Below are 15,087 nucleotides of genomic sequence, written 5' to 3'. Positions count from 1 at the left end.
ATGAATGAGATAATTAATTTTAATTCAGAATTTAAATCTTTGTGGACAAAGACCAGAAAAAGGTTTAATGATGCGAATATTTACAGCGCTATTATTAATGATTTCAGGTTAAATGCTGAATTTATTAGTGGCACAAAATATAGAAGGCTATTCAAGAGGTTTGGTATTTATGTATTTTACATCAAGCCTTTAAAAGCCTATTCTCTTGAAGAGTTATCAGCAGATTGGAATTTTGATGGTTATAGTAATTATCCCAGGATTATAAAATCAAAATTTTCCTTTTACGATGAGATCAACACCGAAAACTGGTATCCATTTTATATTGGTAAAGCTGAAAATTTAGGTAGCAGAATAAATGAACATATAAATCACAAAGGCGAAATTACAACCTATGGATTAAAGCTCAAGGATAGAAAGTTTTTCACACCTCAAAACATAAAATATTCTTTTTGGGAGCTACCTGAAGATTTGAAGGATAGTCCAAAAGACATCAAACAATTCTTATTAAAGCATCTAGAAAGGGAGTTAAGAGAAAAAATGAAACCCTGGATTGGTAAACATTAATTAAACAGATGGGGAGTTCAGCATTTCTTTCATAGCATTTTCATGACACTCCACAATTTTCTCTTCTGCCCATTTATCCGCATCAGCCATCATTAAATGCAGTTTTAGGCTATCAACGTTAGAAGTGTTTTTATAGAAGCTTACTTTTGCCAAAGGTTCATTATTACTTAATTGAGAATTTTTCCCTCTATCAATCAAACAGAGGTTTCCAAATTTATCAACATTATAAGTTGCTTTCAGACCTGTGTTCGGATTTCTTGGATAAAAATGTTCCACAGAACTCCTAAAGGTAAATTTAAAGTTGTTGATTATTTTAATCGAATTCTCAGGCCATGTTAATTCATCTCTTTTTTCCCATAACTTATAATCCAACCTGTTGAACACAAAATTCTTTGTATCAACCCCCATTATAAATGATTCTTCATTAACAGAGTCCTTTTCTGCCTCGCAATTATTTTCAAAAATTATTTTACGATACGGCAGAGGTTCTGCACCATCACGATCAAAATAGAATGAATCACTCATTTTCATTAAATGGGTTTTGAATTCATCACCTTTTATTTTGCCTCTATTTTCATTCTTGTATAAATAATTTAGTACTGCAGTAAACCAGTTTTTATAATTCCGGGTAGGAAAGGAAACATGAAACATTGATTGTAACATAATTATATTCTCCTGAATATTATCATTCTTATTAGCACCAAATGTCTCAACCCAATTGTAACCTTTACTGTAGGGTCTGATTTCTCTTAATAGCCACTCAGTTTCATTATTTTCTTCTCTATTCCTTATTATATATTTATCAAAAAGAAATTTCGATTTGAAAAGGGCATAACAAAACTCCTTCACAAAAACTTCCGGGAGTGGGAATTTATCCATCTTACCTGAATAAAAAGGTTCAAACTGTTCTAGCAACCTTTTATCATCCAAAGCAATATCCGTTTCGGGACAAAAAACACTGAGAACCTGCAATAAAAAATTAGGAAAATTTATTACTGAGGTTAAACTACTCCATTCTTCCTGATTTTTGGACTTTTCTGGATCCACAGCCACCTTGGCTTTTAATAATTCTTCCAAAGAAAGATCATCTTTCTTCTCTTTATTCTTCTTTTCAGAATCCAATTCCTCCTGAAAGTCTGCATATTTATCAAATAACTCTTCATATTTTGAAGGCAGTTCATTCCAATTCTCACCAAAAACTTTTTCAATATCCTTATTAGTTTTAACCAGGGAAAGCTGCAAATATTTATTCATATCACTGCATGAATCCCACACCTTCGAGAATAGATTTCGATCCTGTTCAGTCTCTAACCTTTCCATCAACCTCGATTTCAATACCTCGTGCTTTTCTAACTGCTCACCTCGCACATTCATGATTTCAAAATAATGATTTAAATCAGTATGCTCAGGAACAAAAACTTTTAACAATTGAACCTTATCTTCAAGATAGTCAATGAACTTATCAGTCGAAAGAGAAAACTCCTTACAAATGTTTTCGAACTGCTGTTGAATAGATTCCCAACCTGCGAGAATATTTGGTTCTGCGTGATCAATATCATTATCCCCATTAAATATTGCCCTTAAGGTTCTGGTTGATCGGTCTCTCGAATCGAAGCAAATAGAATCCTGAGTGAAATTTCTACTTTCCCGTGTTTTTAAATGACACAGTAACAGGAATAAGGTTGTAAGCCGTTGCTGTCCGTCTATAGCTTGAAAGTTTTCACCTTCATCAAATAAAACTAGCGTGCCTAGATAGTAGTTTGTCTCAAAGTTTTTCTCTGCATTACTTGCTATATCTGAAAGTAGTTGAGAAATATGTTCTATTGTCCAGGCATATTCTCTTTGGTATAAAGGAATGGAATATTTACAATCTTGGAAAAGCTCTCCTATGGGAACAAAAACAGGTTGGTTCATTATGATTTTAACTTATTATATTTCTCAAATATTACATCTAATCCGTAGACATTCTCAAAATTAAATTTTACTGGTTTTAATTGGTATAAAAGTAATTCAGAAGGATCAAGCGCTTCCTTTATAGTGTGGAAAAGACTATTGTAGTGATTCGCATGATTATTGATAGTTTCATACCTCACGGCTTTCAGGTTTAATCTTTCTCTGAAGGACCATAAGAAAATTATAGGTAGTATCTTTTCTAATTGATGGTTGTGAAACTTGCTATAATAATATAGTATGGTATTTTCAAATAACAATTTACAATATTGATCTCCCTTTCTATTTTGGCCACCATTACCTCTTAAAAATTTAAGAATATTAGAAGTTTGATTAGAATAAATTGCATTCCAGAACTCACTATCATAGTTCGTAATAAACTCAATATTAGCCAGGGTCTGATTAGTAAATTCAAAAAATCGTTTTCCATTTATAATAACCCCATCTAATTGTTGTGGATATGCAGGGGGATTAGAATCTTCAGAAAATTTATCATAATTGTTTAGAAAAGTATTATTCATTTCAAAACTTCTGGCATAAGGGAATTGCTCCGCCTGACTCAGTTTAATACCTTTAAAAATATCTAATTCATCATTTGTTAAGTCCATTGCTGCTTTACCTTTAGACCACTTTCGAACTTTATATAGATAGCTTCCAAACAAATTTTTTAGTTTTAAAGATTCCGTTGCATCCCAATTCTGAACAGCATTAATTTTCTCATCGTCGCTTGCGTCCTCCATTTCTCTTAAATGAAATGCTTTTAGCAAATTATGAGGATACAAAGCTTTTCCTCTTGAATTTTGAGAATCAAAGAATTGAAATGCCTCTCTTATACTACCTATAGAAACCTTCACCAACTCACATTGGTAAAGGAAAAATTTTATTACCTCTGGTTTGAAATCTCCAATTCTTGTCAAAATATGTTGGTAATTTCTTAAGAGGTTCATTCTGGAAATAGAATGTGTAAAGTCTTCTTTTAATAGAGGAATTTCAAACTTATCTGATTCTTCTAGCATTGATTTTTCCTCTAAGGCTTTCGAAATAAGTACTAAGGTTAATAGTCTCTGTTGACCATCAACAATTTCGTCAATATCATTTGACCTATCGATAATTACCGTACCTAACCTGTAAGAAGGTTTTTTTGAACTAAAAAATATAATATCATTAAGTAAATCATCCACATTTTTCAATCGCCATTTATATGGGCGTTGATAGCCTGGAATTTCAATCTTAGTGGTAACTAAATTCTTTACAGATATAATTTCTGGAGGGCAAATTTTTGACATTAGTAAAAGGCTTGGATTAAACTTCGAGATCTTCAGGTGAATACTGAGTTTGGAGTTCTTGAAAAATTTTCTCTATTTCAATATAATTGGGTTCATCAGCTAAATTTGAAATATCATACTCCAGACAAAATTCCAGGTCCTTTTGAGACAAATAATGTTCATGTATTAAAACCTCATTAATTTGTTCCGAAATATCAACATATGGCCTTGTCTCTTCATCCTGACTTTCAATTAAAAACTTCTTAAAACATTCCTGAATAATTGGCTTACTGTAAGATTGAATTTCTGCAGTATATCGAATTATGTCACTAACTCTTGTCTCTAAATATGAGCTAGTCCTGAAAGGAATTGACCCATTTGCGTGTGCAACTCCATTCCTCTCTTTTACAAGCTTTTTATACTGTCCAATTAAAGATTTGACATCTGAATGGGAAGCACAGGTATATCTTAAGAGATCAAGAACTCTTGATTCATTCTCTTTGCTGAAATTAAAGGGGCTGGTAGCATTTCCGAAATCTTCATTAAAACCTAACCGAATTTTATGAAAATCGTCTTCTCTAATAGATTTTATTTGCCAGACATTGAAATAGACAGAGCTCATAAAGAGCATATGGTAAGCCATAAATGAAAACTGGTATTTCTCATTTTGATAATTACTCTCAAAAGCTTCCCACAGAAATTTAATATATTCTTCTTCAGTAGCTTCCTTAAACCGAATGGGCAAATAATCTAATATTTCGTAAGCTTCTTCCATTATTCCCCCCAAATTTTAGCAATTCTATCTTTTATTTTTTGCTTAAAAATCTCAATGAGCTCATGATTAGCATCCACTAAGGTTAGTTCTTTTTTTATTTTATTTACGATTTTAATTTGGATCTCTGGAGTCGGTATTGGTATATATGCATTTTTCAGGCTTCTTATTGGTAATTGAGGTTGAGCAGCACCGGATATTATTTTCTTGAACTGAGACTTACAATTTTCAGATTGGAAAAAATAATATAAGTACTCAGGTAATAATTTATTCTGTTCGGTTCTAAATATCAGCATTCCGGAATTTATTCGAATGTTATTATAGGCTACTGAACTATCATAGTACGCCGTATTTCCAACTGTCCCCCTTGTAGTAAGTAAAACGTCCTCTCTATCAAGCTTTCCCTTTCTTAATGCCTTATCTTTTTCCTCAGAGATAAATGATAGATCTTCAAATAAAAAACCGTTATCTCTAACATTTTTTGTACTTAGGAATAAGCAGAACCCTTCACTATTAAAATCTGATTTTTTTGGATAGTTTTTTCCTCGATCACCGTCGATAATTTCCAGAGGTGCATCTTTAAATTCCACCATCTCCCACTTCGGATCAATTTCAATTTTTGGTTTATAGTTTTCTACTACCGCTTTAGCCCCATCAATAATCTTTTGATAGCCTTCAATTTCAGCTACAATTTCCTCCTGAATGGGTAGAGGTGGTAGGGGAATTTCAAGGTTTCTTATGAAAGTTAAAGAGATAAATTTTTGAGTTGAACCTGACGAGAAATTTTTATAATTTTCACTAAAATAATCTGATGCAAGAACTGCCTTTAAATAGTGATTATTGATTCTTGATCTTTCTTCAAATTTTATAAGAGCCAAATTTTTTATTGCAAATTCCTGTTCCTTTTTCACAACTATAGGGTTACCTATAGTACCTATCATTGGCATAATAATATCTCCATCGTCAACAAAAGACCTTTTATTTACTCTATTAAGGTCCTCTTCAGATATATTATTAACATTTGAAAAATCAATATACCCATCTTTAATATTTTTAGAAGTAATTAATGGATATCCATTTTCAACATATTTTGGACTGTCGTGAGTTCCATCTCGGACATCACATATTTCTGAAAGTTTGACAAATTCGAACTTAGAATTTACAGCATCAATATTTTTATATCTATCTCCATTTAAATTATACTCCCCACTTTTAGCAATTTCCTTTTTATATACTGAATGAGCGAAGGAAGTATTTGCAAAATCCTCTCCTTTTGAAATTAAATTTTTAAAAGCTTTAGCGGTAATAATAGCTTCTTCTAACTGACCTCCTTTCATAGCAGTTCTTTGTGCACCAAGATTATAACCGTCATTTTTGATCTTGATAAAAAGAACTTCGTTACTTTTTTTAGCTATTTCAGCATCCAATAAGAGAATGGAGGTTTTTACTCCACTATAGGGATTAAAAACTCCGGCAGGTAAACTAACAACTGCATAAAGTTGGTTTTCGATTAACATTTTACGCAGATCCTTATAGGCTGTTCCGCTCTGAAAAATAACCCCTTCAGGAACAATAATTCCGGCTCGACCTTTTGGATTGAGATGTTCCGCTATATAATCAACAAAAAGTACCTCACTTCGCTTACTACTAATCGTAAATTTCTTGTGTGGTCTAATCCCTCCTTTAGGACTCATAAAGGGAGGATTCGCCAGGATCACATCAAAATTTTCATTCCATCTCGCTTCACTACTCAGGGTATCATATTCATGAACATGTGGTTCAGGGAACCCGTGGAGATATAAATTCACCAAACTCAGCCTCACCATATCAGGCGAGATATCGTAGCCAGCAAAATTCTGCACAAGCTTCTTCTTCTGGTCTGGTGTTAGATTATCTCCGAGATTATTAAAAGGTGGTTTATCATTTTTATTATTATAACTATAAATGTCAAGCCCTTTTTCATTAGCCTTTGCATTCTTTAATAGGATATGTTTGTAGGCAGAAATTAGAAATCCTGCCGTACCACAGGCTGGATCGAGTATAGTATCATTCTTTCCCGGATCTACAATTGCAACCAGGAAATCAATAATATGCCTCGGAGTTCTAAATTGACCTGCATCTCCCTGAGAACCCATCACCTGCAATAAATATTCGAACGCATCTCCCAGCTTTTCACTATGAGTGTATTCAAACTCCCCAATCGTTTTTAAAAACATCTTAAGAGTTTCGGGATCGCGGTAAGGCAAATAGGCGTTATTGAAAATATCTCGAAACAACTGAGGTATGTTCGGGTTCTTTTCCATATTCTCAATAGCTTCAGAATACAGTCGCAGCATCTCTGCAGCCGTCACTTTGCTATTGAATAAATTATCCCATCTGTATTGTTCAAATTGAACAAGTTTATCCTTTGAGCGATCTTCCGGATGCTCAGGATCTGGAAGTTTGAAATTAGAAAAGAATTTAGGCTTTCCTCCTAATTCAATCGCTTCTTTATCCATATCGTCCATAAACTTGTATATCAAGCCTATGGTAATCTGTTCAATTTGTGCTTTGGGGTCCGGTAATTTTCCTACTAAAATATCACGACAATCGTCAATCCTCTTGCGAGTAGTACTATCTAACATATAATCTTTATCAGGCAGCGAACTGCTTTAAATTGATATAATCTTTTATATAACCCGGAATTACTTCGCGGTATTTGGCATCAACCTTTTTAAATTGAGCTATGGTTAATGTAGGGTTGGTTTGTAAGGCGTGAAAATCCTTTGCATTGATAATCTTACGAATATCCTGATCTACTATATAGGCTTTAAAAAAGTATTTTAAAGCTCTGATGTTCACATCCTCCCCAGGTGGATAAAGAGACATAAATTTGGTAAACTCTTCTTCAAGTAATTCATCCTTAGATTTAAATTTTGGAATAATTCCAAATATTTTTTCCACGACTTCCCTTATAGAAACCTTTCGGTCTATTTTTGCCGCTTTTCTAAGCTTTTCCAGATCAAAATATTCATCTGGTTTATCAAAAATCTCCTGCTGGATGTGTGTGACCACTTGCTCCCAGTTCCCTAGTTCAACATTCTTTTTTATAATGTCATCCATTACTATTCGATCCTCAAACTTTTTAAAGAGCATACGATCAATTTTCATTCCCTCGTAGCCTATTGTCTGCTCGTTAACCGTGAGTAATGGATCAGGTTTGTAACTCGTATATTTCTCTAAATTCCTTGGATCACCTTCGCCTCCATCATTCCCTTTCTTTGGTTTTGGAAGGTTTAGTTTTTCATCATAATCGAATTTCTCTTCAAAATATTCACAGTTCGCAAAGAAATCAAACAGCTTGAAAATCTCTTTTTCAAATTGAATTTTTTCTTCTTCCCCCAGGTCGTTTTTACCAATAAACTCAAACGTATGCTTTCGGGTTCCTCTTCCTTTAATCTGAACAAAATCTGCAGGACTAAAAATAGGCCTCATCATACAGATATTCAGAAGATCTGGACAATCATAACCAGTAGTCATCATCCCTACCGTTACGCAAACCCTTGTTTTGGATGATTTATAACCTTCTAACCAACCGGTTTTTCCGTTAAGATTATTATTGGTGAAATTTATGGTCATTTGCTGTGCATCTGCGACCTGAGAAGTTACCTGTACTGCAAAATCAGAATTATATTTACCAGGAAAAAGTTGTTCCGCAAACTCATTCAGAATTTCGGTGATCTTTCTAGCGTGGTTCTGGCTTACTGCGAACAAAATAGATTTACCGATCTCTTTGGTAATGGGATCACGAAGTGCGTTATCCAGAAAGCTCTGACAAAAACTACTATTTGTTTTTTCTGAAAAGAATTTCTTTTCGAAGTCTCTGGAAACAAAAACTTCTTCTTCCTCTTCACCCTCCTCATTAGTTATAGTAACTGCATAACCTTCATCAGTTAAAAGTTGGGTTGTAATTTCTGTTCTGGCATCAAGAACCTTCGGATTAATTAAATATCCATCTTTTACTCCGTCCAATAGAGAATATCGAAAAGTTGGGTCTCCACCTTCACACCCAAAAGTTGAGTAGGTATCTCGAAGCAATCTCCGTTCTACCTCACGTGGATCATTCTCTCGAGTTTTATCGATATTAACCCCTTTTAGATAGTCCTTTGGAGTTGCTGTAAGACCTAATTTATATCCATGAAAATATTCAAAAACAGCGCGTGCATTTCCAGAAATGGATCGATGTGATTCATCTGAAATTAATAAGTCAAAATCAGTAGGTTTAAAATAATAACGGTATTTATCATTGAACATTAGTGATTGAATTGTAGTAACGATTATGTCGGCTTTTCTCCAATCACTTTTATGTTCTTTGTAAATGAATGTACTGTAATCAGGTTTTAAGTAATTTGTAAATGCTTTCCAAGCCTGATCTTCAAGTTCTAACCTATCAACAAGAAAAAGTACTCTTCTTGCATTTTCGGTTCTTAAAAACAATCGGATTACAGCCGCTGAAGTAAGTGTTTTACCCGTACCTGTAGCCATTTCAAAAAGGAAGCGATCATTACCCTTCTTTACTGATTCCTGGAGTTTTTCGACTGCTTTAATCTGATATTTTCTTAGAAATCGTAGACCATTCGTCCAGATAAAATCCTTACTATCCTTAACCGAACCTTTCCATTCTGGCCTCTGTGCATAATCGGGCATCTGCACTTTGGCAATATAATCTTCTGAAATTCTTTCCTGTGCTAAAGCCTTCCTATCTGGTTTCCATTCCTTAATTGCTCCAATCTCATCAGCAGAAGGAAATTGATAAATAGGTTTAGGATTTCCTTTTTTCAGATCCCAGAGAAAGTGAATAATTCCGTTAGATAATATTATAAACCGAGAGTCGACAGACCTGGCATATTTCCTTGCCTGTTCCTTAGCGGTAAGTGGATGAAGGCTTTCTTTCTTTGCTTCCAGAACACAAATTGGCTTATCGTTAGAATCGAGAAGCAGAAAATCTAAGGAACCATCTGTGGTTTCTTCATAATCATTCCCCCAGGCATCCATCAATTCCTGGGTAATCTTCACACGGTTTTCCAGAAGGATATTAGCCTTCCCCTTGCCATTATCAAAAAATCGCCAACCTGCTTCTTCAAGCAGTTTGTTGATTTTTATTCTTGCATGCGCTTCGTTCTTCATTGACAAAGACATGTTTTGTGAAATAATAATTTCATTTTAAATCGGTGGTTGGTTGAAAGCCACATAAAATCAAGGAGTAGGGGGCTTGATTTAAAATAGGATTGGTAAATCTAAATAAAATCTTAAAGCTTTAAAAGCTATTTAAAGAGAATCGCTGAGTTTTTACTGTGAAAAATTATAGTTCATTTTCAGTTTTTACCGTATAAATCTTTTAATAAGGTGAAAAAGAGGTTTTTCTCTGGAATTTCTCTTTGGATTCCGCCATTAATAATATTGTTTATACTTAAACGATAATACCTTTTATAATCTGAAAGATCAAGGTCGAGTTCTATTTGAATAATAGCAGTATGTAAATGTTTAATGGTTTCCATGGCCTCTTTGATTTCAGCAAGAATTTCATGGTCTTCTTCGATCAATATAAAGAAAAGATATTTTTCATTATTAAAAGTAAGGCAGCGATTATCGTGATTTTCTATTATAAAAGAATCGGGATCAAAATCCGATAACACACAAGCCAGTAGCGCTTCTTTGATAGTGAATTCTGAAAGTTTTTCAAATGATTGTGTTTTTGATAGTCCGCTGAAGAAGGGTATAGCTTCCATAATTGTCTTTATTTATTGCGGCTAATATGGAATACGTTAAAGACAACCGGTGTCGTAAGCTCGTAAATTAAAATTTTCAAATCATTCCCTGGCAAGATCCAGCAGAGCTACCAGTACCCATTTATCAGGGATGCCTTCAAAATAATAAACCGGTTCGCCGTATTTATCTTTTCGTTTTAATACTCTACCATCTAAATACCAGATTTTAGGACCGTACTTATCACGGTACCGGATATAATATCCATCAAACTCATATAAGCGATCCCCATATTTATTTTCCAGTTTTACCGTGTTACCATCCAAAAAATAAAGGCTTTTGCCGTATTTATTCTTCAGTTTAATTTCTTCGCTATTCCAGTAAAATAGGTCCTCGCCATATTTATCCTTTTGCTTTAGCGTATTGCCCTCAACAAAATAAAGCTTCTCTCCATATTTATTTTCTTCTTTTACTGCCTGAGCCAAAACGTTAGCATTGATTACACAGCTGATGAGAAAAATATATACAATTCATTTGATAATCATTTTAAAATTTAATAGATAATAATTTATAATTGTTCATTTTTTCCAGTGTTGAAAAACGTATGTATTCCTATGGTTTCACTCGTGGATTCAAGTGAAATCTGTGCTTATCCCTTGACTTCTCTTTGGACTGACTACTAATCATCTAAATTTAAGAAGGGTTTAAAATACTTTATAAAGCGTAGTTACTAGAACTCCTTTAAATCTGGTTGACTTAATTGCTAATAACTGTTTTTCCTCCTCAGCCTTAAAATTAAATGGCGGCGCTAAAAGGTTTACACCACTTTGCTTTTTTAATCTGATTCCCTGTCCGGAAATAATATCTTGATTGGGTTCAAAGTTCCCTTCCGGTAAATGCTCGGTTAGAATAACATATTTATAATCATATAACTTTTCTACCACACTTTTAATTTCGGCATTCGATAAATGTTGCAAAACCTGTCTTAGAATGACACAGTCTGCGGCAGGCAATTCATCTTCTGCGATATCCAAAGAATGAAATTCTAAATTTTCTGTTTTAAATGTTTTCTTGTTATGCGCTATAAGCTCTGGAACTATGTCTATGGCAATATACTCTTTGGAAAGCTTAACCAATTCTTTACCAATATTAAAATCACCACAACCCAGATCACAAACCACCGGAGGAGTTTTAAAAGCAGTAAGAAAAGAGGTCAAAGTTTCTAAATATGGATTTATCAACTCGGGATTATGCGAGCCATCTCCAGAGAAAAATTCTGATTGATTACCGCCCCAAAGGTTGTTTTCATATATCTGAGCCATAGCATCTTTAGTTGGCCAGGGCTTTTTTAGTTGATTCTTCTTGGTCATTATGTTGGATTCAGTTGACTTCTCTATTAGATAAGCAGCTATTCATAGTTGCCTAAACAAGACTTTAATTCTTTTTTGATTTCCGATTTTAGACTTTCCGGTTCTATTACTTTTATTTGGTCGCCATAAGAGAGTATTTCCATTCTAAAATCGTAGGTAGGACGAATAAAATAACTAAACCTGATCTCCTCCTCGTTACTCAAAATTAACTGCTGACTATGGTGTAGTGGAAGTGATTCTACATACCTGCCTTCCCTGGGGGTAAACGATAGGATAACCTTAAGCGGCTCTTCATTTGTGCCGTTTATTATTCCGAAGCTATCCTTGAATTCTTCGTACGCCTGGTATTCAATTGGCTTAAACTTGTCTTTGGTAATTTCCAGGTTTTTAATTCGATCGAGCGAAAAGTTTTTAATAATATCATCTTTGGTATCTTCAGCAATCAGGTACCAACGGTTCCGGGCTTCTTTAAGCGCAATAGGCTTAACCCTGCGATTACTAATTGATGTATCCCAGAATTTGTGATATTCAAACTTTACTTCTAAAAAATTCTGACTGGCGTGTAATAAACCCGCTAAATGATGTGTGCCCAGGGGTTTTCTTTCCTCAAAAATAAGTTGGTTTCCAAAACTCTTGGAAAGTCTAATGGCATTTAAAAGGTCAAAATTTTCCCGTAATCTTTGAGAATGCGTTTCCTCAACATCCTCGTTGATGTAATATTTATTAGTACTTCGATTACATTTTATTACAATGTTATGTATAGATTCTATATCCTCCAGGTCTCGTTGAAAAGTACGTTGAGAAGTTAGTAGCTTTTCCTCAACAGAACAGGGATCATCAGCCATTTCATCCTGAACATCCTCATAACTCATAGGGCGTAACCTAAGCAGAGAGATAATTTTATAATGGCGTTTTATAGTTTGGCGTAAAGACATAGTTTTTTGTTTAATAGAACGGTAAATCGCAGTTTAGGTTATTTAATTTTGAATATTCCTAGCTCAGCTTAATCGTCACCCTGAACAGGTTTCAGGGTCTAAGTTGAGCATGGATACTTTTATGTTAGATGCCGAAACGAGTTCGGCATGACGTTTTTAATTAAGCACAAACATCTTTAAAGAATTCTTTAACCTGATCAGTGAAAACATCTATAGGGATACGATGACCTAATTCCGGTAGAACTTTGATATTCAGTTCTGATTTTTGCAGGTTTTGTCCTAAAAAGTTTAGGGTTTTAGCGGCATCTACTACATCATCACTTCCACCCAGTAAAATATGTTTTGAGGATAATCCGTGGGTGAATTTATGGCTGGCTCCTCTTTCCTCATATTTAATTAAAGGCGGATTAAACAATAAAGCCGACCGGCCTACGATTTCTGAAATAGCATAGGCATTTAACGCACCCATACTACTTCCCATTACCACATTGAATTCTGTATTCGGGAATTCCTTTAGGATAAGATCGGGTTGAAAATGTTTTTCTGAATAATCTATATCAGGTGCTAAAACCTGGCCGTATTGTTTCAGTACTTCTCTTTTTTCGTCACTTAATTTACTATGGAGTCCGTGGAGGTAAAGTATATTCATTTTACTTGGTTTTTTCTTTCTTGGTTAGATCTGCTCGGTAAGATTTACCGTCTTTTTCCCAATTCCAGCGATCGGAAACTTCTTTTTTCTGCGGAAGCTCTTCTTCTAAAACTGCTAATTTTTCTTTTACGATTCTTCGTAATTTGCGATTGGCTTTTTGCTTTTCATCTTTTTCAGACGGAGCCTTACCATTGGTAAGAATTGGCGTTTTGCGTTTAGATCTACTCACTCTTTCATTTTTGATATAGCAAATTAAACAAACTGGCACGACAAAATATGACGCCTATAAATAAATTTTGGCTTTTGAAAATGTTCGAAAAGCCTGGAAGGAATAAATAATTGGATAGCGCCGATTAAAATCTAAGTTTATACTTTTTGAGTTTTCCATTTTCCCCGGGTAAAAAGCCAAAGTGTAAAGATAGCCGCGCTTGTTTCTGAAAAAAACACAGCCCAAAATACACCAGAGTATCCCCAATCCTGATTTATTGCGAGGAAATAAGCCAGTGGAATCTGGATCAACCAAAAAAACACAAAATTAATTTTTGTTGGAGTGGTGGTATCTCCAGAGCCATTAAATGCCTGGGTGGTTACCATCCACCAACCATAAATGAAAAAGGAATAGGAAAGGATCTCCAACCATTTTCCTCCTACTTTAATTACTTCGGGAGTATCTGAAAAATATCCAATAAGCCTTTCATTAAAGAAGAAGAATACAATTGACACCAGGAGCAAGAAGATCATATTATATTTACCGATTTTCCAGATGCTGGATTCTGCTCGTTGAGGATCTTTCGCGCCCAGGTTTTGACCTACAAGGGTAGTGGCTGCATTAGAAAGTCCCCAGGCAGGCATCATACAAAATAACATTATTCTAAGTGCAATGGTGGCTCCTGCCACAGCTTCGCTTCCTATATCTGCCAGGATCCGCATTAAAAATATCCAGGAAGTCATCCCTATGATCATTTGACCTATGCCGCCCATTGATGTTTTTAAAATAATGAGCATAGCTTTGGTATTCCAATACAATTGTGAAAGTTTCACCTTAATGTGTTTTCCTCCTCGGAATAATATCCATAGCTGCACGAGTACCCCCAGGCTGCGACCAATATTGGTTGCGATGGCTGCACCTTCCAATCCCATAGAAGGAATTGGTCCCCATCCAAAGATCAGCAAAGGATCCAGAACGATATTTATTCCATTGGCGATTCCCAATACCCACATGGCTATAGCTGCATCTCCCGCCCCGCGAAAAACCGCATTAATAACAAATAGCAACATTATTACTACATTCCCTCCTAACATCCATTGAAAATAGGAAATGCCATTAGTAAGAGTCCAATCGTCTGCTCCCATTAGGCCTAAAAGTTCTTCAGCATAAAAAATCCCCGCTATGGAAAATGGTATAGCGAATAGAATGGCAAGGATGATGGATTGCACGGCAGATTCAGCTGCATTTTCTCCTTTCTTCTCACCAATTCGCCTGGCAATGATTGCTGTTACTGCCATAGCGAGTCCCATTCCAATAGAATATAACAGAAACAAATAGGTTTCAGTAAGACCTACAGAGGCCACAGCTGAGGCTCCCAGCTTACCAACAAAATAAATGTCAACCAGTGCAAAGGTTGATTCCATAACCAGTTCAAGAATCATAGGAACGGCTAAAAGAAATATAGCACGATTCAGACTGATTGTAGTATAATCGACCTCTGTACCTTTAATAGCTTCTAAAAGTGCTTTCCACAAATTCCTTTTAGGCGACTTTACCGGTATTGATTGAGAACTTTCTTCCATTTCTCAGCGGATTAGATAAAACCGTGGTTTAATGGGAAAGATAATT

The 15,087-nt window shown here is 34.8% G+C and carries 13 protein-coding genes and 1 pseudogene; 1 reads left to right on the top strand and 13 read right to left on the bottom strand.

The annotated features are described in order from the left end of the window. Positions 1 to 564 carry a GIY-YIG nuclease family protein gene (locus tag APB85_RS13305; protein ID WP_057481915.1) on the top strand — a complete coding sequence of 188 codons (564 nt, stop codon included), beginning with the start codon at positions 1 to 3 and terminating at the stop codon, positions 562 to 564. Here the strand turns inward: APB85_RS13305 and APB85_RS13300 are convergent, their stop codons facing one another. The 13 genes and pseudogenes from APB85_RS13300 to APB85_RS13245 form a co-directional block, all read right to left on the bottom strand. Continuing rightward, positions 565 to 1,884, bottom strand: coding sequence for an HNH endonuclease family protein (locus APB85_RS13300; protein WP_233432783.1), 1,320 nt, complete (start codon positions 1,882 to 1,884; stop codon positions 565 to 567). A 12-nt stretch (positions 1,885 to 1,896) separates the two neighbouring features. Beyond that, positions 1,897 to 2,478: pseudogene (locus tag APB85_RS17700) on the bottom strand (DUF262 domain-containing protein); the annotation flags it as partial. Next, positions 2,478 to 3,800 (bottom strand): DUF262 domain-containing protein, encoded by a 1,323-nt coding sequence (locus APB85_RS13295; protein ID WP_057481913.1) that lies wholly within the window; start codon positions 3,798 to 3,800, stop codon positions 2,478 to 2,480. The gene APB85_RS13295 and the pseudogene APB85_RS17700, both read right to left, overlap by 1 nt. 16 nt (positions 3,801 to 3,816) lie before the next feature. Beyond that, positions 3,817 to 4,554, bottom strand: coding sequence for a hypothetical protein (locus tag APB85_RS13290; protein ID WP_057481912.1), 738 nt, complete (start codon positions 4,552 to 4,554; stop codon positions 3,817 to 3,819). Further along, positions 4,554 to 6,854: an N-6 DNA methylase gene (locus APB85_RS13285; protein WP_201780897.1), complete on the bottom strand. Its 2,301-nt coding sequence runs from the start codon at positions 6,852 to 6,854 to the stop codon at positions 4,554 to 4,556. Before APB85_RS13285 ends, APB85_RS13290 begins: the two co-directional genes overlap by 1 nt. A gap of 331 nt (positions 6,855 to 7,185) precedes the next feature. Then, positions 7,186 to 9,717 (bottom strand): DEAD/DEAH box helicase family protein, encoded by a 2,532-nt coding sequence (locus tag APB85_RS13280; protein WP_173636771.1) that lies wholly within the window; start codon positions 9,715 to 9,717, stop codon positions 7,186 to 7,188. A 188-nt stretch (positions 9,718 to 9,905) separates the two neighbouring features. Continuing rightward, on the bottom strand, positions 9,906 to 10,319 hold the full coding sequence (locus tag APB85_RS13275) for a hypothetical protein (protein ID WP_057481910.1): 414 nt from the start codon (positions 10,317 to 10,319) through the stop codon (positions 9,906 to 9,908). A gap of 81 nt (positions 10,320 to 10,400) precedes the next feature. Then, on the bottom strand, positions 10,401 to 10,781 hold the full coding sequence (locus APB85_RS13270; protein WP_057481909.1) for a hypothetical protein: 381 nt from the start codon (positions 10,779 to 10,781) through the stop codon (positions 10,401 to 10,403). Positions 10,782 to 11,000: 219 nt separating this feature from the next. Beyond that, positions 11,001 to 11,666 (bottom strand): class I SAM-dependent methyltransferase, encoded by a 666-nt coding sequence (locus APB85_RS13265; protein WP_057481908.1) that lies wholly within the window; start codon positions 11,664 to 11,666, stop codon positions 11,001 to 11,003. A gap of 38 nt (positions 11,667 to 11,704) precedes the next feature. Further along, positions 11,705 to 12,601: a helix-turn-helix transcriptional regulator gene (locus tag APB85_RS13260; protein WP_057481907.1), complete on the bottom strand. Its 897-nt coding sequence runs from the start codon at positions 12,599 to 12,601 to the stop codon at positions 11,705 to 11,707. 160 nt (positions 12,602 to 12,761) lie between these two features. Continuing rightward, the gene (locus tag APB85_RS13255; RefSeq protein WP_057481906.1) at positions 12,762 to 13,250 is read right to left on the bottom strand and encodes a YqiA/YcfP family alpha/beta fold hydrolase; all 489 of its coding nucleotides are present in this window, start codon (positions 13,248 to 13,250) and stop codon (positions 12,762 to 12,764) included. 1 nt (position 13,251) lies between these two features. Continuing rightward, positions 13,252 to 13,479, bottom strand: coding sequence for an ATP synthase subunit B family protein (locus APB85_RS13250; protein WP_057481905.1), 228 nt, complete (start codon positions 13,477 to 13,479; stop codon positions 13,252 to 13,254). 137 nt (positions 13,480 to 13,616) lie between these two features. Further along, positions 13,617 to 15,041 carry an MATE family efflux transporter gene (locus APB85_RS13245; protein WP_057481904.1) on the bottom strand — a complete coding sequence of 475 codons (1,425 nt, stop codon included), beginning with the start codon at positions 15,039 to 15,041 and terminating at the stop codon, positions 13,617 to 13,619. Positions 15,042 to 15,087: the final 46 nt, after the last annotated feature.

Source organism: Salegentibacter mishustinae, from assembly GCF_002900095.1.
GTDB lineage: Bacteria > Bacteroidota > Bacteroidia > Flavobacteriales > Flavobacteriaceae > Salegentibacter > Salegentibacter mishustinae.
The sequence above is the reverse complement of the archived record's forward strand: the minus strand, read 5'-3'. Positions and strand labels throughout refer to the sequence as shown.

What these genes read in the sequence shown, in the direction of transcription:
- APB85_RS13305 (WP_057481915.1), top strand. Translation starts at nt 1, where the DNA reads ATGAATGAGATAATTAATTTTAATTCAGAATTTAAATCTTTGTGGACA.
- APB85_RS13300 (WP_233432783.1), bottom strand. Translation starts at nt 1,884, where the DNA reads ATGGAAAGGTTAGAGACTGAACAGGATCGAAATCTATTCTCGAAGGTG.
- APB85_RS13295 (WP_057481913.1), bottom strand. Translation starts at nt 3,800, where the DNA reads ATGTCAAAAATTTGCCCTCCAGAAATTATATCTGTAAAGAATTTAGTT.
- APB85_RS13290 (WP_057481912.1), bottom strand. Translation starts at nt 4,554, where the DNA reads ATGGAAGAAGCTTACGAAATATTAGATTATTTGCCCATTCGGTTTAAG.
- APB85_RS13285 (WP_201780897.1), bottom strand. Translation starts at nt 6,854, where the DNA reads ATGGAAAAGAACCCGAACATACCTCAGTTGTTTCGAGATATTTTCAAT.
- APB85_RS13280 (WP_173636771.1), bottom strand. Translation starts at nt 9,717, where the DNA reads ATGAAGAACGAAGCGCATGCAAGAATAAAAATCAACAAACTGCTTGAA.
- APB85_RS13275 (WP_057481910.1), bottom strand. Translation starts at nt 10,319, where the DNA reads ATGGAAGCTATACCCTTCTTCAGCGGACTATCAAAAACACAATCATTT.
- APB85_RS13265 (WP_057481908.1), bottom strand. Translation starts at nt 11,666, where the DNA reads ATGACCAAGAAGAATCAACTAAAAAAGCCCTGGCCAACTAAAGATGCT.
- APB85_RS13260 (WP_057481907.1), bottom strand. Translation starts at nt 12,601, where the DNA reads ATGTCTTTACGCCAAACTATAAAACGCCATTATAAAATTATCTCTCTG.
- APB85_RS13255 (WP_057481906.1), bottom strand. Translation starts at nt 13,250, where the DNA reads ATGAATATACTTTACCTCCACGGACTCCATAGTAAATTAAGTGACGAA.
- APB85_RS13245 (WP_057481904.1), bottom strand. Translation starts at nt 15,041, where the DNA reads ATGGAAGAAAGTTCTCAATCAATACCGGTAAAGTCGCCTAAAAGGAAT.